Origin of the sequence: Paenibacillus sp. GYB003, from assembly GCF_036577625.1 — a bacterium.
Lineage (GTDB): Bacteria > Bacillota > Bacilli > Paenibacillales > NBRC-103111 > Paenibacillus_AB.
The window spans coordinates 33,544-52,781 of the sequence record NZ_JARBDC010000001.1; the positions used below are offsets into that span (position 1 = coordinate 33,544).

Consider the following 19,238-nt stretch of genomic DNA (forward strand, 5'->3'; position numbering starts at 1 on the left):
TGCCGTCAATCGCTTCGTTACCGATCGAGCGGATAAATCGGCCGCCGCAGCGCCTCGTAGCGGAAGCGGTGCAAGTTGGCCGTGCAGCATCCCGGCGTGTCGACCTCGATCGTATGCTTCGCCGCGTCGCCGTATGCGGTGCGCCATGCGATGGCCGCCTTCACGACGATCATGTGGAACTGCTCCGGGTACAGACCGACGGACCGGTAATGGCCCGGATCCCACGGCGCGACCCGCTCCTCGGTCAATATGACCGTCACGTTTCCGCATTCGACGACGGCGGTCAGCCCCATCCGGGCGTACTGCCCGGTCATATAGGCGCCGACGTGCCTGTATTCGCCGTCGAACAGCGTCCGGATGTTGCCCTCGACCGGAACCGGGCTGCCGTGCAGCCCGTCGCTTTTGCCGCCGATCGCGCAGCTGAAGCGCGCCCCGACCCCGAGCTTCGCGGCCAGCCGGACCGCCTCCGGATCGCAAATGACAATCAGGCTTTTTTTCGGGGCGGCGAGCAAATGCGGCAGCAAGTGCGTCGCGTCGGCCGGCGAGCCTCCCCCGACGTTGTCGGAGCTTTCGATCAAAATGACCGGGCCTTCCGCCCGGCGAACGGCCAGCTCGACCGCTTCCGCCGCTCCGGCCTGCTTGACGACGAACCGCTCCCTCCGCTCCCAGGCGGCGGCGACCAGCCGCTCGCCGCATCGGTCCGCCAAAGCCGGGTCGCCGTCGACGGTGACGACGAACGTCATGCCGGCGTCTTCGACGTCGCTGTACGGGAACCCTCCCGCGACCGAAATATTCAGGACGCCGTCCTCCTTCTCGAGGGCGAAGGCGAGATCCATCATTTCTTTCATGACGCCGGAATCGGTCAGCATCGCCTGCGGCGCGACCAGCATCCGGGTATGAAACAGCTTTTGCACCGGCTTGATGCGGCCGTGCAAATAGTCGTGGAGCAAATGCGTCGCTTCGACCGCCCGTTCGTAAATGTCGATGTGCGGGTACGTATCGTAGGCGACGATCAGATCGGAGCGCTCCACCATCTCCGGGCTGATGTTCGCATGCAGGTCGAGCGTGACGGCGACCGGGAAGCCGTCTCCGACTTTGGCCCGCACCCGCCGCAATATTTCGCCTTCGGCGTCCGGATAAGACTGCGCGACCATCGCGCCGTGCAAAATGACGACAAGCCCGTCGATGTCCGCCGCGATCGAATCGGCCAAGCCGTCCGCGATCCGCTCGAACGCCTCGTCCTCGACCATCCCGCTCGGCGTCGCTTGCGTATAGAAGCCCGGCCGCAGCTCCAGCCCGAGCTCCGCGGCGGCGTCGATGACGCCGCCCATCGACGTTTTCGTTCCGGCGTACCGGTCGACGAACGCTTCTTTTCCGACGACCCAGCTGCTCCGAAACGCATCCAGCCCCGTCGTTCCGGGCGCGAACGTATTCGTTTCGTGAACGACGCCGATGACGCCGATCGATTTCGGACGATGATTACCCCGTTCCACCATGAGTTACAAGTCCCCTTCCGCTGCGCACCAATCGATCATGATTTCCGCAAACCAGCGAATCAGCCCGTAATAGCTGTCCAAATCCATATATTCGTCCGCGGCGTGCGCGTTGGCGCCCGACGGTCCCAAAAGTAGCGCCGGCGTCGGACTGTGCAGATTGAACATAAACCCGTCGCACGCGAACGGCGATCCGGTCGGCTTCGCCGGCTCGCGTCCGAGCGCGAGCGCGCCGGACCGCTTCACCGTTTCGAGAAACCGGTCGGTCGGCTCGCCCGCTTTCATCTCGCTGCCGTCCAAATAGCGAATGAGCGGCGAGATGCGCGGCTTGCATTTCGCCAAAATCGGATAATTCGGCAGCTCGCTTTCGTAAAACGCCCAAAGCATGTCGAGCAGTTGCGCGCCGGTTATGCCCGGATAGCCTTCGATCCAAAAGTTCAGCTTGCCGTCGGCCGGCAGCTTCTCCTGCAGCTCGCGCCGCGTATCGCCCGAAACGATCGACAGCACGACGACCTCCAGGCCGCGCCCCGAATCGCTCCAAAACGGATGCGGCTTCACGAGCTCGTTCAGCCTCGATCCGAACTTCTGCAGCAGCATGGCGAACGAAACGGTCGCGTCGAGCGCGCTGACGAGCTCTTCGCCGTTGAAGCCGATTCCGCTTTTGCCGGAAAACTCCGCCTTCCATATGCCGCCGCCGAGGTGCGCCGGGTACGGAACGAGATTCGTCGGCTCCGGAATGATCGCCATATCGGGGTTGACGCCCATCAGCCGGCCGGCCAGCGTTCCGTTCGCCCCGCCGTGCTCCTCGTCGACGACGCTTTCGATATAGACGTCGCCGCGGAGCCGTATGCCCGACTCCTTCAAGCATCGGACCGCTTCCAGTGCGGCGGCCATGCCCCCTTTCATATCGTAGGAGCCGCGTCCGAACAGCTTGCCGTCGCGGATCGCACCTTCGAACGGCCCGTCCTGCCAAGGCTCCACGCCTTCGTAGACGGTATCCGCATGGCCGGAAAAGACGAGCGAGCGGCCGCCCCCGCTTCCCGCGAACCGTCCGTGCACGTTCGGCCGATTCGCATACTGCCGGCCTTTCATAAACGCGGGATGGTCGGTCAATCCGGGAACGTCGTCCAAAGCGTAAACGGTTACGTCGCTACCGAGCTCGCGCAGCCGTTCGGCAAAAAATAACTGGTAAGCGGCTTCATTTCCGACGGGCGGATGGTTGACGCTCGGAATGCGGACCATGTCGGCGGCCAAGGCGGCCGATTCCGCCTTGTGCTCCTCGATCCATCGCCCGATCCGTCCCGACATCGCGCTTCTGTCCATCGAATCAGCCCTCTCCTCTGCGGCTCGGCGCATAAGCGATCACGTCGATTTCGATCAAATAGCTGCCGATTCCGCTTTGCACCGTCGTACGCGTCGGGTACGGCTTCGCGAACATCGTTTCGTACACTTTGTTGTAGGCGGGAATGTCGGCCGCGTTGGACAAATGCGCGTTCGCTTTGATGACATGATCGAGCGTCAAGCCGGCGGCTTGCAAAATCGTTTCGATGTTGCGGATGCACTGCGCCGTCTGTTCCTCGATCGTCGGTCCGACGACTTCGCGCGTTTGCGGATCGACGCCGACTTGACCGGAGACGTACACGAAGTCTCCCGCGCGCAGGGCGTGCGAGAACGGCAGCGGAAATTGCGGAGCGTTCGGCGCTTTGATTTCTTTGGACATTTCGGATCCCATCCTCTCGAATGAATAAATGAATGATGACTAGCGGACTTGCCCGCGGGCGTCGACGGACAGCCACTTCTCGAGCCGGTCGCCTCTTACGCCGGCGAGACGGTCGTGCAAATTGGCGACGACGCAGCAATGGTTCGGCACGATGCGCAGCTGCTGTCCGATCTCGAACTTGCCGCTGTCCGGGACGCTGACGATGCCGTGCTCCTCGCTGAGCCGCTCGATGACCGCTTCGTCGTGGCCGACGATATGGCCGTAGCCGGCATGGAACTTGCTGACGTCGCTGCTCAGCGTCTTCGAGCCGGCGTCGATAATGATCGTGCCCGGGCGCGGACGGCCGACGACGGTCGTCACGATCGACATCGCCAGCCGGTCGGAGCCGATCAGCCCCATCGACCATTGCGTGCCGTCTCCGAACACGTATGCGCCGGGACGCATTTCCGTCACGCCGATTCCGGCCACGTCGGCGACGAACTTCGATGTCGGCGTCGAGCCGACGCTGATTTCCTCGATCGCGATGCCCGACTCCTCGACGATCCGCTTCGTCCGCAGCAAGCTTTCCGCCTCCCGCTTCGCCGCTTCGCGAATCGCCTCGCTCTCGTTATAGCCGTAGGCGTGTCCCGAATGCGTCATCAGTCCGGTGACCCGCACGTTCGGCAGGTCGGAAATCCGCTTCACGAGCTCGGCGGACGGTTCGCCCGGCTCTTTGCCCATCCGGTTCAAGCCGGTATTGACGTCGATATAAAGCAAAATGTCGCGGCCGATGCTTTGTCCGAACGCGGATAGCCGGCGCGCCACGTCGAGATCGTCCGTGCTCAGCGTAATTTTCGCTTTGTCCAGCAGGCGCCCGAGACGTTCGAGCTTCGGCGCCCCGAACACCGGGTACGCGATCAAAATGTCGTCGATTCCCGCCTCCGCCATCACCTCGGCTTCGCCGAGCTTCGCGACCGTAATGCCGGACGCGCCGTAACGAAGCTGCTCCTTCGCGATCCAGACGCTCTTGTGCGTCTTCGTATGCGGCCTCAGCTTGACGCCCGCCTTTGCCGCCGCATTCGCCGTATCCCGCAAATTTCGGTCCAAGACGTCCAGATCGATCAGGACGGATGGAGTATCCCACTGCTGCATCGCTTCGATCCACTCCCCGAATAGTTTGACGCGCTCCCGCTGGCTCGCCGGAAACGCTTTTCGCGACCATCGTAACATAGGGCACTATTCACATCAAGAAAAAGTTTTTCTTAATAGAAAAAAGATTCCGACCGAAAACGAATCGCGTTCCCGGACGAAATCTTCTTCAAGATGGTAACGAAAAAAAGGGGCGCTCGGCCCCTTTCTCGATGTCTGGATAGCCGATTATCCTTTGACGGAACCGAGCAACATCCCTTTGACGAAATATTTTTGCAAAAACGGATAAACGATCAAAATCGGAAGCGTGGCGACGACGACGGTCGCCATCTTGATCGTTTCCGGCGGCAGCTGATTGATTTCGCTGGCGTTGACGTTCAGCTCCGAGCTGACGCTCGGCGTCACGATCATGTTCCGCAGGACGACCTGAATCGGCATCAATTCTTTGTCGGTCAAATACATGATACCGGCAAAATACGCGTTCCAATGGCCGACCCCGTAAAACAGGCCGAGCGTCGCGATAATCGGCATCGACAGCGGCATGACGATGCGGAACAACGTCTGGACGTCGCCGCAGCCGTCCACTTTGGCCGCTTCTTCGATTTCCGCCGGCAAGTTTTCGAAATACGTTTTCATGATGAGCAGGTTGAACGCCGACACGAGCCCCGGAATGATGAGCGCCCAGATCGAGTTCAGCAAGCCCGTCGCTTTGACGACGATATAAAGCGGAATGAGACCGCCGGAAAACAGCATCGTGAAGACGATTCCCATCAAGACGGGATTGCGTCCCGGCAAAAACTTTTTCGACAGCGGATAGGCGAGAAACGTCGTGACGAGCAGGTTGCAGAACGTCCCGATGACCGTCACCCGAATCGTGACCCACAGCGCGGTCGGAATCCGGTTGCTGCTGAAAATGAATTTATACGCCTCGAGCGTAATTTCGTTCGGCCAGATGACGAACCCGCCGTTGCGGAGCACCTCCGCGATCGGCGTAATCGACATGACGATGACGTAGTAAAGCGGGAACAAGGTTGCGAGGCCGAACAAAGTCATGGCCAAGTAGATGAAAAAATCGACGACGTAATCGGATTTCGTTTTCTTAAGGATGAATGACATAGTTTCGACCTCCTACCAGATCCCGGATCCGCCGAGTTTTTTGGAAATCTTGTTCGCCGCCACGACCAGCACAAATCCGATGACCGATTTGAAGAAACCGACCGCGGACGCGACGCTGAATTCCAAATTCTCGATCCCGCGCCGGAACACCCAGGTGTCGATAATGTCACCGACCTCGTAAACGCGAGCGTTCAAGAAAATGTATACTTGCTCGAAACCGGCATCCATAATGTGGCCGATCCGGAGAATAAGCAGAAGCACGAACACTTCGCGGATTCCCGGCAGCGTAATGTGCCAAAGCTGTCTCCACCTGCCGGCGCCGTCCACGACGGCGGCCTCGTACAGCTCGTTGTTGATCGTCGCCAAAGCGGCCAAATAAATGATCGCCCCGTACCCCGTGCTTTTCCAAATGTCGGTCAAAATCAAAATCGGACGGAACCAGTCCTTGTCCGTCAGCAAGTTCAGCGTTTCGCCCATATGATCCCGCCACCACGTGCTGATCAGACCCGAATCCGGAGCCAAGAACGAGAAAACGAGCCCGTACACGATAATCCACGAAAGAAAATACGGACCGTACGTAATCGTTTGAATCGCGCGCTTGAACCATTGCAGACGAATTTCGTTCAAAATGAGCGCGAGCATGACGTCCGGAATCATATTAAATACGATCCGGTACAAACTAATGATAAGCGTATTCCGTATCAAGTCCGGAAAGTCCGGAGACGTAAAAACCGTGCGAAAATTGTCGAAACCGACCCATTCGCTGCCGAAGATGCCTTTGGCCAAATTGTATTTCTGGAATGCGATCAACAATCCGCCCATCGGAATGTAATGATAGATGATGAAATACAAAATGCCGGGCAGCATCATCAAGTAAAACCACTTGTATCGCGCCACCGTTTTGCCCAGATTGCGAAAGCGTTGTCCAATGCCGTTGTTCGCGCTCCCTGTAGCAACATGACCTGTCTTCACTCTCATACCTCCTGTTTGATCTGCATTTCATGTCGAAACGGTTGAGCGTGTACAAGACTACCCCATACACCAATCATATTCGTAATGTTTTGCGATTACAAGGTTTGCATGACGCAAAATATGTCTTTAAAAGGTCTTTATTATGCAACCGGTAACGCATGGGGAGCCCTTACAATCGGATTACCTTTTTGTGACAGGAAACGCCGAACCGCTTCTCCGTTCCGGAGCCCAAATCGCCCGTGGCGCCTGGATTTGCGGGAATATATACAACCACGTCGTAGGACGAGGAAGACCCTTCGAGGGAAACCGTTCCGTCTTCCGCGACCGCCGCCCTCAGCGTTCTCCGATACCGTTCCCAATCGTTCACTTTTTTTCCTGTCCAAAATTCGAAACCGAGTTGACGCGCCTCGCGAACGAGCTTCCGGATCGAATCGCGCACCGCCTCGTGATTGAAAATATGAACCTGGTGATACAAGAAATGGGCCACGCCGCTTACCCGCTTCACCTGCTCCAAAAACGGGCGAATGACGGAATTATCGGACAATGTCGACAACTCCAAATCTTGGGTCAGAAAGCTCATTTCCAGCACGTCGTACATCCGGTTGCCGTCCGTCGACCAGGCGATCGGAAAGTACGGATGGCACGTGCCGAACAGCATGCCGACGTTGCCTTTTTTGCTCGGGCCGCGCGTCTGGTCGGCGGCGATGCCGTAGCGCTCGCACCATTCGAACAGCTCGCCCCAGCCTTCGAAGCGGGTGTAATGGTTTTTGTTCGAGGTGACTTCGGCGATGTCGGCCGCGTCTTTCAGCCATTGCAGCTGACGGGCGAATTCCGGTTCCGCCCAAAATCCTTTTTGCGAATCGAGCGCGTTGTAATGGAACGCAAGCTCGTGTCCGGCCGCCTTCACCCGCTCGTAGACCGGTTTCCCGTACCCCGGTTCCAGCATGCACCAAGTCGTCTTCAGCCCGACTTCGGCGAGCAGCTCGAGCGTTTTGACGGCGTATTCGTCTTTGTTGCCGTCGCTGTCGTGGGACATCATCAGCACATGGGAAACGCCGTCCGGATAATAGGCGACGAACGGCAGCGTCATGCCGCGGTCGACGATCGCCCGAAGCAGCGTGCCGACGAACGCCTCGCGCCACAAATCGGCGTACGGGTACGGGAAGTACGGCATCCCCGTCTCGGTCGTCAACCGGTCCAACCGCCAATCGACCGCTGCCAGGTCGTCCGCCTTCAATATGCCGTCGTTGACCGCGCCGGTTCCGTCTTCGGCCGGAACGCCGTCCTCGAGCACCGGCCCGAGCCCCTGCTGCAGCTTGACGATCGTGCTCCAAATGTCGACGGTCCAGCGGAGCAAAGAGCCGTTTCCGACCCGAAACGACTGCAGCGCCGGCGCCGCGGCTTGTCCGTCCGGCCGTTCGCGCACGATGCGGCCGCTTGCCGTCGGCGAAGCCTTCGGCTCGGGACCGGCCTGCCGCCAAGGTACGGCGGCCAAAAAGCGCAAAGGCGCATCCCCGTCTTCCGCTTCGTCCAAATACGCGTATCCGACGCCGACCTCTTCGTCTTTGGCATAGCCGAGCTTCGCCCCGACTTTATTCAGTCCGGCGCAGTTGACGACGATGCCGCCTCGTTCCATATAGGCCGTCAACGCTGCCGCCGTCCGTTCGTCCTCCCCGCATACCGCCGCGATCACGACGTCGTAAGCGCCTTCCGCGATCTCGTCGACGCTTGCAAGCTCCGTATACGTTATGCCGGCATGCGACAGCACTTCGCACGCATATAAACCGAACGCGTTCAACCCGTACGCATGCAGCTTTGTTATCGCTTTCCGATCGTTCAATACGGCAACGTTCGCCATTTTCGTCATGATACCCTCTCCTTGTGTCGTGAAAATGTACTGGACTCTACGGTGCAGACCGGCTTCAATAATTAATCATCTGTATTATACATGTATTTAAGAAGCCATTCCGATGGTAACACAAGTTGCCCCGTTCGGCAATGAAGAAGTTTGGCAATCGCAAAAACAACAGTCGTACGGGACAGGTCGGGTCTCTTCGAATGCATCGTTAACTTGGCGTTGAGACGGGGATAACCGGGTTAGGCGGTAAAAGCGGAGTGGCGGGAATTGGAAAGGACAAAAGCCATTCGGGCGGAAGATCAGGTAATGCGCAATATCTCGAAAATTGCGAAGGAATCAGAAAGATTCGAGCACCGGTAGATCGAGGAGGAGAACGAAACGTCAACATTTTCAGCCATCGCGAAAACGGGACAACTGTCAACTCATCTCGCAGCGTCCGCAACGATTCGCCGTTTCCGCAGAGCTGCAGACTTCGCAAAGAGTGCGGGGTATGGACAAAGTGCTGCAGAGCCCGCAGAGAGCGCAAAGACCGCAAAGAGCGTAAAGACCGCAGAGCTCGTAAAGAGAGCACATTCCGCAAAGAGCACAAACTTCGCGGAAACTTTAGGCCAAGCACTATAGCGTTCAGCAGCCGCAGACCCCGAGAAGGCCGCAAAGACGCCTCCAATACCGCCGCGTCAGGCGGACCGGAAACGTCTTTATCGGGCACACCGTTTTCGCCGGAGCCGGCAATTATCCCGCCTTCGGACTGTATTTCGGTTCGGGCTTGAACGCCAGCGGGAATACGGCGTGCGAGCTGCACTCGTCGCATACGTGCGTGTAGCATTCGGAAAGCTCCTCCATAACGGAGCCGCACCTCGAGCATTGCTTCTTCGGAAGCGAATCGAAAAACTGGTTAACGTTCGGCAGCATGCGAGACGGTCACATCCTTCGACAATTGTACTACTACAGTTTATAAATTGTACGATTATTATATAACAACAAGTTGCCGATTGCGAACGTTTTTTTGCGGAGATCACATCATCGTTCCGATCCACAGGTCGACGGTCGGTATGTTAGGTGAAAACAAGCTCATTCGCAGGGAGGAACCTCACGGCGAGATGGCAATTTACGGTTCCGGGCCGCGTATCGTCGGCGCCATGCGGTTGGTCGAAGCACGGCGCGGTCGTTCCTTGACATCCGGTCCCTCCTGTCGCATATTCGATGGACAAGTAATCGTCGACTACTGCCGACAGGCCGGGCCCGGATCGTTAAAAGCTCCTGGGGACTCCTATTTCGGCGATATTGACGCAAAATTCGAAAATAGAAGACGGACCGCTAATTGGTGCAGCTTCAACCAAAAATGACCCAAACGCGGCCCGTCGACCGAAATTAGCAGCCTCAAACGTCCGCTAATATTCGATGCAAGCCGATTCCGCTCGAATAGCGGACCCGAACGTCTTCTATTTATTTGACTTATTGGCGGGCGGCACGCCGATTTCCGTCAAATCGGCGATACGCAGGCTTTCGGAGCCTCTGACGCGAAAAAACCGTGCCGATCGGCACGGTTTGCGGTCAGTCATAGGGTCCATCCAAGCGAATCGGCGGCATTTGCTTAAATAGTTGAGTTGCGTAAGTAGGTACAGCGGATGCTGCCTGTATTGCCTGTATAGCGTGCGATTGCGCGTATAGCATGTGAATTGGTGTGCGGATTGCGTGCGGATTGTGCGCGCATGTACCGCGTGTGTACTGTGATGTACTGCGAACATTGTTTCTGCATTCTGCGAGCATGCTGGTGCGGATTGCGCGTACTGCCCGCCTACCGCGAAGTACAACGGCGCGCCTGCGGGTTAACTTACCCGCGCAAGCGTCCCGGCTGCGCAGTCGGAACCGGCGGCGAGGAACGCACCGGCCCCGCGCCTCCGGCGAGCTTTTACCCGTCCGCCGCCAGCACCCGAAACGAGCCGCTTCCCCACGAGCCGAGGCGGCCTTGCGCGTCTTCGATTTTGCCGAATACGGTCACCATTTTCCGCGACTGATGGATGAGCTCGGCGGTCACCGTCACTTTCCCCGGCACGAGCGGCGACAAATAGTGGACGTTCAAATTGGTCGTCACCACTTTGTCGCGGGGTCTCGCCACCATCGCCGTAATGCCCATCGCGTTGTCTAGCAGCGACGCATGGACGCCGCCGTGCAAAATGCCGATGCCGTTCAAATGCCGGCCCGTCACGTCGAGCGTTACGACCGTAAGCCCCGGTTCGACGCGCTCGAGCGAGCAGCCGAGCTCCTCCCAGAACGTTCCTTTGGCCGCTTCCTCCATGCTGCGCACGAAACGGTCCAGATCGATCTCGCCCTCCATGATGCCGGTTCCCTCCCGTTCCGTCCGCGGCGATTTGCCGCGATCATACGACGACGTATCGCTCGGCGGCTTTCACTTTGTCGGCGATGTGCCGCTTCAGCTTGATCGTGTCCGGCGGCGTATGCCGCGTCCACTTGCGCAGGACGGACAGCTGCAGCGCGAGCAGGTCGCCCGTCGCCATCGCCGCCACCGCCCGCTTCGCATCGAGCTCGATCTGCGCAAACGACTCGTGCACGTAGACGGTCGTCATCATCGAGGCGAGCCGGCCTCGCTCTTCGCCGGACGCTGCCGCCAATTTCTCGGCCCGCAGCAGCGCGCTTTCCATCGCATAGATGCGAATCATCATGTCCGACAGCAGCGCGAGCACCTCCTGCTCGTCTTCCAGTCGCAGGCCGTACGTCTGGGCCGCCTGCCCGCCGACGAGCAGGAAGATTTGCTTCGCCGTGGCGAGCAGCCGCTTCTCCGCGCCGAACGCCGAATCGTCCTCCTCCCGCTCCGCCGGCTCGAGCATTTTTTCCTGCACGCTCCCGGCGCGCTCCATAAGCGGCAGCTCGCCCTTCATCGCTTTTTTCAGCAGTGTTCCGGGAATGAGCAGCCGGTTGATTTCGTTCGTCCCTTCGAAAATGCGGTTGATCCGCGAGTCGCGGTAAATGCGCTCGATTTTATACTCCTGGATGAAACCGTAGCCGCCGTGAATTTGCACCCCTTCGTCGGCGACGAAGTCGAGCGCTTCCGTGCCGAACACTTTGTTGATCGAGCATTCCAGCGCGTATTCGGCGATCCCTTTGGCCGACAGGACGCCGGCGGAATCGGCTCCGGGGTCGATCGTTTGCAGCATCCCGTCGATCAGGCCCGCCGTCCGGTACACCATGCTTTCCAGCACGTACGTCACGATGTTCATCGCCGCCAGCTTTTCTCCGATCAGCGGAAACGACGATATCGGCTTGCCGAACTGGTGCCGCGCATTCGCATAGCTGCTGCTGAGCGCGATCGCTTCCTTGGCGGCTCCGATGCAACCCGCGCCGAGCTTGAAACGCCCGATGTTCAAAATATTGAAGGCGATCACATGCCCTTTGCCCGGCTCGCCCAGCAAGTTGGCGGCCGGTACCTTCACGTTGTCGAGGATAAGCGGACAGGTGGAGGAGCCTTTGATCCCCATCTTCTTTTCCTCGGGACCGATGCCGACCCCTTCCATCGTCCGTTCGACGATAAAGGCGGAAAAATGTTTGCCGTCGACTTTCGCATAGACGATGAACAGGTCGGCGAAGCCCGCGTTCGTTATGAACTGCTTCGCGCCGTTCAGCACATAGTGCGAACGGTCCTCGGACAGCGTCGCCGTCGTCTTCGCGCCGAGCGCATCCGACCCGGACGACGGCTCGGTCAGACAGTACGCGGCGATTTTCGTGCCGTCGGCCAAATCGGGCAAATACGTTTGCTTCTGCTCAGCCGTGCCGAAAAAAACGATCGGCAGCGTGCCGATGCCGACATGGGCGCCGACCGACAAGGCGAACGACGAGCCTTTGGCCAGCTTTTCGCTGATGAGCGTCGAGCTCACTTTATCGAGTCCGAGTCCGCCGTACCGTTCCGGGACGTCGACGCCGAGCAGGCCGAGCTCCCCGGCTTTGCGGATCAATCGCACCGTCAGCCCGTAATCGAGCTTTTCCAGCTCCGCGTCGTGCGGCAGCACCTCGTGCTCGACGAAATGCTCCGCCGCATCCCCGATCATCGTCTGCTCCTCCGTGAAATCTTCCGGCGTCATGACGTCCCGCCACGAAGTCGAATCGATCACGAAGCTTCCGCCTTTCACTATCGCTGCCATAAACGCCTTCCTCCTTTCAATCGGCATAGACTTCGAAAATGCCGGCCGCGCCCATCCCTCCGCCGATGCACATCGAGACGACGCCGAAGCCGCCGCCGCGGCGGCGAAGCTCCCCGAGCAGCGTAACGGTCAGCTTGGCGCCCGTGCAGCCGAGCGGATGGCCCAACGCGATCGCGCCGCCGTTCACGTTCACCTTCGCTTCGTCGAGCTCGAGCCGGCGTATCACTTCGATGCACTGCGAGGCGAACGCTTCGTTGATTTCGTACAGGGCGATGTCGTCTTTGCCGAGGCCGGCCATGCGCAGCGCCTTCGGAATCGCCTCCACGGGGCCGATGCCCATCACCTCCGGCTCGACGCCCGCGACCGCGAAAGCGCGAAAGGCGGCTAGCGGCTTCAACCCGAGCGCTTCCGCCCTGCTTCGGCTCATGACCGCCACGGCCGCCGCCCCGTCGCTGATCGGCGATGCGTTGCCGGCCGTCACCGTCCCGCCCGCCGAAAAAGCGGGCTTCAGCTTCGCGAGCGCCTCCACCGTCGTATCCGGCCGGATGCATTCGTCCGCCGCGAATTCGAACGTTTTCGTCCACGGGCCTTCGGCCGGATCGAAGCCGCCGAACGACGCGGCGACCGGCACGATTTCGTCGGCGAACTTTCCTTCCGTTCGGGCGGCGTGCGCCTTGCGGTGGCTTTCCGCGGCGAACCGGTCCTGCTCCTCGCGGGAAATGCCGTAGCGCTTCGCGACTTTTTCCGCCGTATGGCCCATGCTCATGTACAGCTCCGGCATCGTTTCGACGATGTCCGGATGGGGCGACAGCTTGAAGCCCGTCATCGGGACATGGCTCATGCTTTCCACGCCGCCGGCGATAACGGCGTTCGCGCTTCCGAGCATGATGCGCTCCGACGCGTAGGCGATCGCCTGCAAGCCGGACGAGCAAAACCGGTTGACCGTAATCGCCGGAACGGAAACCGGAAACCCGGCGTACACGGCCATCGTCCGGGCGAAATTCAGCCCTTGCTCGCCCTCCGGCATCGCGCAGCCGACGATAATGTCGTCGACATCGTCCTTGGCCAGGCCGGGAGCCCGGTCGACCGCCGCCCGCAGGACGGTTTTGCCCAAATCTTCGGCCCGCGTTTGCGCCAGGCTCCCTTTGCGCCCCCGCCCGACGGCGGTGCGGACGGCCGATACGATAACCGCTTCCTCCACCCTGGTCACCCCCTAATTCCTCAGCGGCTTGCCGTTTTTCAGCATATGCTCCATGCGCGCCCTCGTCTTCGGTTCGCCGCACAGGCTGAGAAACGCCTCGCGCTCCAGGTCGAGCAAATAGCGCTCGGACACTTCCGTCCCGGCGGGAACGTCGCCGCCGGACAGGACGTGAGCGAGCTTCGCGGCGATTTTGCGGTCGTGGTCCGAGATGTACCCGCCTTCGCGCATCGTTTGCGCGCCGAGCTGCAGCACCGCTTTTCCGTCGCGTCCGACGACTTTGACCGGCTTGCCCGCGGCCGGCGCATACCCGCCGCGCTCAAGCTCGAGAACGGCGCGCCTCGCCTCGAACAAATGCGTGTCGCGGTTCATCGCCGGGACGTCTCCGCGGCGCATCAGCCCGAGCCGCACCGCATCCGCCGCGCTGCCGGACACTTTCGCCATGCCGATCGTCTCGAACGCGCGGTTCACCGCAAGCTGCAGATCGGCATCCGCCTCGAGCGCCGACTCCGCGGCGCGAATCGCCATTTCTTTCGTGCCGCCTCCCGCCGGGATCAAGCCGACGCCGGCTTCCACCAAGCCGTAGTACGTCTCGGCATGGGCGATGACGCGGTCCGCCGCCATGCACACTTCGACGCCCCCGCCGAGCGTCATCCGGTGCGGCGCCGCCACGACCGGCTTTTCCAGCCGCTTCAGCTCGAGCATCGACGTCTGGAACAGGCGGATGATCCGATCGACTTCGTCCCATTCCTCCTCCTGGGCTTCCATCAGCAGCAGCATCAGGTTGGCGCCGACGCAAAAGTTGCGGCCCTCGTTGGCCACGACGAGCCCGCGGCAGTGATCGCGGACGTAGTCGGCGCTTCTGCGGATCATCGTCAAAATATCGGCGCCGATCGCGTTGTTCGGCGAATGAAATTCGAGACAGGCGACGTCTTCCCCGATATCGATCAGGCTGGCGCCGGCGTTCGATACGATCGTCCGGTTCGCCGCCTTCAGCGCCCGCAGCGACAGGCGCTCCGGCGGCTGCTCAAGCTCCGTATGCCGCCCCGCCCGTACGTAAAACGTCTTCCCCTGCCGTCTGTCGTAAAACGTTTCGTTACCGGCGGCGAGCCAGCTTTTCACCCATTCCGGCACGGCGAGCCCTTCGGCTTCCATCCGGGCGACCGACTGCCGCAGCCCGATCGCGTCCCACGTTTCGAACGGGCCGAGCTCCCAGTTGAAGCCGAGCCGCATCGCCTTGTCGACGTCCGCGATCGAATCGGCGATGTGTTCCGCCTTCTCGGCCGCGTACAGCAGCATCCGCGCGAGGATGTCCCAGGCAAGCCGCGAAAGGCGGTCGCCGGCGGCCAGCAGCGCTTTGCATTTGGCGGCGGCTCCTTTCGCCGCTTTCGCCGCGTCGAGCGACGCCGATCGGGGGGCGGCGGACGGGACGTACTCCATCGCGGTCGGGTCCAGCTGCAAAATGCGGCTGCCTTCGGCGTCCTTTATTTTTTTGTAAAAGCCTTGCCCGCTTTTCTCGCCCAGCCAGCCGCGCCGGACCATATCGGCGAGCAGCTCGGGTACGGCGAACGCCTCCTTCTCGACCGGGTCGTCCGTTCGTTCGAAGACGTTGTTCGCCACATGGACGAACGTGTCGAGACCGACCAGATCGAGCGTCCGGAACGTGGCGCTCTTCGGCCTGCCGAGCGCCGGACCGGTGACGGCGTCGATGTCCGCGACGGTATAGCCGCCCTCGGCCATAATGCGCAGCGTCGACAGCAGGCCGTAGGTGCCGATCCGGTTCGCGATAAAGTTCGGCGTATCTTTGGCGACGACGACGCCTTTGCCGAGACGGCGCTCGAGAAATTCCGTCATCCGGGCGGCGACTTCTCCCTTCGTCGACGGTCCCGGAATAAGCTCGACGAGCGGCATGTAGCGGGGCGGATTGAAAAAATGCGTCCCGAGAAAATGCTCTTTCATCGGGGACGGAATCGCCTCCGCCATCGCGGCGATCGAGATACCGGACGTATTGGAGCTGACGATCGCGCCGTCGCTCCAAACCGTTGCGACGCGAGCGAGCAGCCGCCGCTTCAAATCGAGCCGCTCCGTGATCGCTTCGACGATCCAATCGGCTTCCCGCAGCCGTTCGAAATCGTCCTCGACGTTGCCCGGCTCGATCAGGTCCGCGCGGCTTTCCTCGTAAAACGGCGCGGGATTCGTCTTTTTCAGCCGCGCTATCGCTTCGACGGCCAGACGGTTTCTGGCGTCCCGGTCGTTCAAGCTTTTGCCGGCCGCTTCCTCCTGCGGGGTCGGCCGGTCCGGCACGATATCGAGCAGCAGGACGCGCAAGCCCGCGTTGGCCAAATGCGCGGCGATGCCGGCCCCCATCACGCCGGAGCCGATGACGGCCGCCGTACGAATCGTTCTCACGCGAACATCTCCTTCCTTATCCGTCTATGCGGGGCGGCCCGAACACCGACGCCGCCAGCAGCTCCGCCACGTCGCGGGCGGCCACGCCTTCCGTGTCCGCCAATTTCGTTCCGTCCTCCATCATCGTCAGGCAGTATGGACAAGCGCTCGCGATCACCGTCGGCGCGACCGCCAACGCTTGCTCCACGCGCGCGACGTTTACCCGTTTCCCGGCCGTCTCCTCCTGCCACATCAGTCCGCCGCCCGCGCCGCAGCACATCGCGTTCGCGCCGGACCGCTCCATTTCCGCGAGCCGCAAGCCCGGAATGGCGCGCAAAATCGCCCGGGGCGCGTCGTATTCCCCGTTGTACCGGCCCAAGTAGCAGGAGTCGTGGTACGTCGTCCTCTCCTCGACCGGATGCGACGGCGACAGCTTCCCTTCGCGCAGCAGCCGCGCCAGCAGCTCGGTATGGTGCACGACTTCGGCTTCGAGGCCGAACTCCGGGTATTCCCGCTTCATCGCATTGTACGTATGCGGGCAGGCGGTCACGATTTTGCGCACGTTATATTTGCGGAACAGCGCGATGTTCGCCTCGCAGCATTCGCGGAACAGCAGCTCGTTTCCCATCCGGCGCGGCGTATCGCCGGAATTTTTTTCTTCGGCGCCGAGAATGGCGAACCGTACGCCGGCATGCGCCAGCAGCTTGACGAGCGCGATCGTCACCTTGCGCGTCCGGTTGTCGTACGAGCCCATCGAGCCGACGAACAGCAAATAATCAAAATCGGGCTCCTCCCGCACGGTCGGTACCCGGATCCCGTCCAAATCGTCCAGCCATTTCGTCCGGTCGCCCCGGCTGATGCCCCACGGATTGCCTTGCCGTTCGATATTGTGCAGCGCTCTGGCGCCGCCGGCCGGCAACATCCCTTCGGTCAGCACCAAGTAACGGCGCATATCGATCAATTTATCGACGTGCTCGTTGCCGACCGGACACTGCTCCTCGCAGTTGCGGCACGTCGTGCAGGCCCACAGCTCTTCCTCCGTCACGACGTCTCCGATCAACTTCGCGGACGCGATCGGCACTAGCTCGGCTTCCCCGCTCCCCGCCGCGGCGCTTTTCGGGCGAACCCAGCCATCCTTCTGCCATCCCATCGTCGGTGTGATGTCGGTCACCCCGGATCCTTGCCAGCCCGCCCGATCGGCCGGATCGCGCGGCCGAAAGACGGAAGCGTGATCGCCGCCGCCGCGAAAAACGAACGATGGCACCCACGGCCGCTTCGAGGTGACGGCCGCCCCTTTTTCGGTCAAATGGTCGCGCAGCTTGACGATCAAATGCATCGGCGACAGCAGCTTGCCGGTTCCCGCCGCGGGACAAACGTTCGTGCACCGTCCGCATTCGACGCAGGCGTACAAATCGAGCAGCTGCTTGCGCGTAAATTGCTCGATCGCGCCCGTTCCGAACGTTTCCGCTCCTTCGTCCTCGAGGTCCAGCGTGCGAAGCTTGCCCGGTTCGCGACGGCCGAGCGCCAGATTGACGGGAGCGGTCAACAGATGGAGATGCTTCGATTGCGGCACATAGACGAGAAAGGCGAGCAAAATGAGCAAATGGATCCACCAGGCGGCGTAATAGAGCGCTTCCCCGGCAGCCTTGCCGATAAAGCCGTCCATGCCGGCGGCGAGAACGGAAGCGATCGGCGCGAGCGGCGAAAACGGCTCGCTTTTCCATATTCGCTCGAAGGCGGACGTCAGCAGCACCGACGCCATCAACGAGCCGATAAAAAACAGCACGACGCTCGGCTTCCAGCCGCGCTTCAGTCTGGCCAGCTTTTCCGCGTACCGCCGATAGGCGGCGTACAGGACGGCGGCGAGAATGACGACGACGGTAACTTCCTGGGAGAGGACGAACCAATCGTATGCCGGCAGCGGCAGACGGACTCCGAACAGTCCTTTGACCACGATGTCCAGCGCGCCGAACTGCACGACGATAAAGCCGTAAAAGATCGCGAGATGCATCGCGCCGCTTCGCGGGTCGCGGAGCAGCCTTTTATGCCCGAACACGTGCCCCGCCCAATCGCGAAGACGGTCCCGCGCAAACGGTACCCGATCTTCCTTTTGCCCGAGCCTGATATACGCCGCCCTCCGCAGCACCGCCTGACCGAACCAAAATAAGCCGCACCCCGCCGCACACAGGAACAAAGCGATGTTGACCGCCTTCCACATCAAAAGCGCCCGCCCCCTTCCGCTTCCGCGGGCGCCGCCCATCGGATAATCCGGTCTCCCCCGTCATATACATGAGTGACGGACGTACCCGTTTGAATCGAGCCCCGCGTTACTTGCATTGTATTACCGGGAAGGCTGGTCCCATGACAACAATCCCCGTACGGAAAGGAGAGGCTTCATATGCATATCGTCGCATTGGTCAAGCAAACGTTCGATACGGAGGAAAAAATCCGGATCCGGGACGGAACGGTCGAAGAGGAGGACGTCAAATTCGTCATCAACCCGTATGACGAATATGCGATCGAGGAGGCGCTCCGGCTGCGCGACGCGCACGGCGGCCGGGTGACGGTCGTAACGGTCGGCGGCGAACGGAGCGTCGAGGCGCTGCGGACGGCGCTCGCAATGGGGGCCGACGAGGCGGCGCTGCTCGAAGAGCCGTCCGGCGGCGCGGACGAAGCGGCCATCGCCGAGCTGCTTGCCGCGTATATCGGAAGCGCGCCGTACGATATCGTGCTCGGCGGCCATTTCTCTGTCGACCGCGGCTCCGGGCAGGTGGCGATTCGCGTCGCCGCTCTGCTGGACATTCCGCATGTCGGCGCGATTACGAAGCTCGACGTCGACGCCGCGACCGGATCGGCCGTTGCGGTGCGGGATGCGGAGGGCGACGAGGTGACGGTCGAGACGTCGCTCCCGGCGTGCTTCACCGCGCAGCAAGGCTTGAACGAGCCGCGCTATCCGACGCTGCCGGGTATTATGAAGGCGAAGAAAAAGCCGCTCGCCCGGCTGAGCGCCGGCGATTTGGGCTTGACGGACGACCGGCTGCTTGCCAAGACGCGCGTCGTCGAGCTCGCCGCGCCGCCGCCGCGCGAAGCGGGGCGCCTCATCGCGGGCGATCCGGCCGAGCAGGCGAGCGAGCTTGTCCGCGCGCTGCGCGACGACGCCAAGCTGACGCTGCCGTAATGGCGCGCCGCCGCCCCGCCTCGCGAAGCG

General features: G+C 61.1%; 14 protein-coding genes. 1 reads left to right on the forward strand and 13 read right to left on the reverse strand.

What is annotated here, in order from left to right:
- Positions 1 to 17 precede the first annotated feature (17 nt).
- The 13 genes from PV407_RS00185 to PV407_RS00245 all read right to left on the reverse strand — a co-directional run bounded on the left by PV407_RS00185 (position 18) and on the right by PV407_RS00245 (position 18,248).
- Positions 18 to 1,496, reverse strand: a complete 1,479-nt coding sequence (locus tag PV407_RS00185) for a M81 family metallopeptidase (protein ID WP_332087823.1) — start codon at positions 1,494 to 1,496, stop codon at positions 18 to 20.
- Positions 1,497 to 1,499: 3 nt separating this feature from the next.
- The gene (locus PV407_RS00190) at positions 1,500 to 2,816 is read right to left on the reverse strand and encodes a M20 family metallopeptidase (protein ID WP_332087824.1); all 1,317 of its coding nucleotides are present in this window, start codon (positions 2,814 to 2,816) and stop codon (positions 1,500 to 1,502) included.
- Between the two features lie 4 nt (positions 2,817 to 2,820).
- Complete coding sequence (locus PV407_RS00195) at positions 2,821 to 3,213, reverse strand: RidA family protein (protein ID WP_332087825.1); 393 nt, start codon at positions 3,211 to 3,213, stop codon at positions 2,821 to 2,823.
- Positions 3,214 to 3,252: 39 nt separating this feature from the next.
- Positions 3,253 to 4,422 (reverse strand): alanine racemase, encoded by a 1,170-nt coding sequence (locus PV407_RS00200; RefSeq protein WP_332087826.1) that lies wholly within the window; start codon positions 4,420 to 4,422, stop codon positions 3,253 to 3,255.
- A 147-nt stretch (positions 4,423 to 4,569) separates the two neighbouring features.
- Positions 4,570 to 5,457, reverse strand: coding sequence for a carbohydrate ABC transporter permease (locus PV407_RS00205; protein WP_332087827.1), 888 nt, complete (start codon positions 5,455 to 5,457; stop codon positions 4,570 to 4,572).
- A 12-nt stretch (positions 5,458 to 5,469) separates the two neighbouring features.
- Positions 5,470 to 6,429: an ABC transporter permease gene (locus PV407_RS00210; RefSeq protein WP_332087829.1), complete on the reverse strand. Its 960-nt coding sequence runs from the start codon at positions 6,427 to 6,429 to the stop codon at positions 5,470 to 5,472.
- 169 nt (positions 6,430 to 6,598) lie between these two features.
- Positions 6,599 to 8,296, reverse strand: coding sequence for a hypothetical protein (locus PV407_RS00215; protein ID WP_332087830.1), 1,698 nt, complete (start codon positions 8,294 to 8,296; stop codon positions 6,599 to 6,601).
- A 723-nt stretch (positions 8,297 to 9,019) separates the two neighbouring features.
- Entirely contained in the window at positions 9,020 to 9,199 is a 180-nt protein-coding gene (gene yhfH / locus PV407_RS00220) for a protein YhfH (RefSeq protein ID WP_332087831.1), read from the reverse strand.
- A gap of 1,000 nt (positions 9,200 to 10,199) precedes the next feature.
- The gene (locus PV407_RS00225; RefSeq protein ID WP_332087832.1) at positions 10,200 to 10,625 is read right to left on the reverse strand and encodes a PaaI family thioesterase; all 426 of its coding nucleotides are present in this window, start codon (positions 10,623 to 10,625) and stop codon (positions 10,200 to 10,202) included.
- 43 nt (positions 10,626 to 10,668) lie between these two features.
- A complete protein-coding gene (locus PV407_RS00230) occupies positions 10,669 to 12,444 on the reverse strand; it encodes an acyl-CoA dehydrogenase family protein (protein ID WP_332087833.1) in 1,776 nt (591 codons plus the stop codon).
- Positions 12,445 to 12,460: 16 nt separating this feature from the next.
- Positions 12,461 to 13,645: an acetyl-CoA C-acyltransferase gene (locus tag PV407_RS00235; RefSeq protein WP_332087834.1), complete on the reverse strand. Its 1,185-nt coding sequence runs from the start codon at positions 13,643 to 13,645 to the stop codon at positions 12,461 to 12,463.
- A 12-nt stretch (positions 13,646 to 13,657) separates the two neighbouring features.
- Positions 13,658 to 16,051 carry a 3-hydroxyacyl-CoA dehydrogenase/enoyl-CoA hydratase family protein gene (locus PV407_RS00240; RefSeq protein WP_332087835.1) on the reverse strand — a complete coding sequence of 798 codons (2,394 nt, stop codon included), beginning with the start codon at positions 16,049 to 16,051 and terminating at the stop codon, positions 13,658 to 13,660.
- Positions 16,052 to 16,067: 16 nt separating this feature from the next.
- Positions 16,068 to 18,248 (reverse strand): (Fe-S)-binding protein, encoded by a 2,181-nt coding sequence (locus PV407_RS00245; protein ID WP_332088202.1) that lies wholly within the window; start codon positions 18,246 to 18,248, stop codon positions 16,068 to 16,070.
- A 180-nt stretch (positions 18,249 to 18,428) separates the two neighbouring features.
- Here PV407_RS00245 and PV407_RS00250 point away from each other — a divergent pair, with 180 nt between their 5' ends.
- A complete protein-coding gene (locus tag PV407_RS00250) occupies positions 18,429 to 19,208 on the forward strand; it encodes an electron transfer flavoprotein subunit beta/FixA family protein (RefSeq protein ID WP_332087836.1) in 780 nt (259 codons plus the stop codon).
- The last annotated feature ends 30 nt before the right edge of the window (positions 19,209 to 19,238 follow it).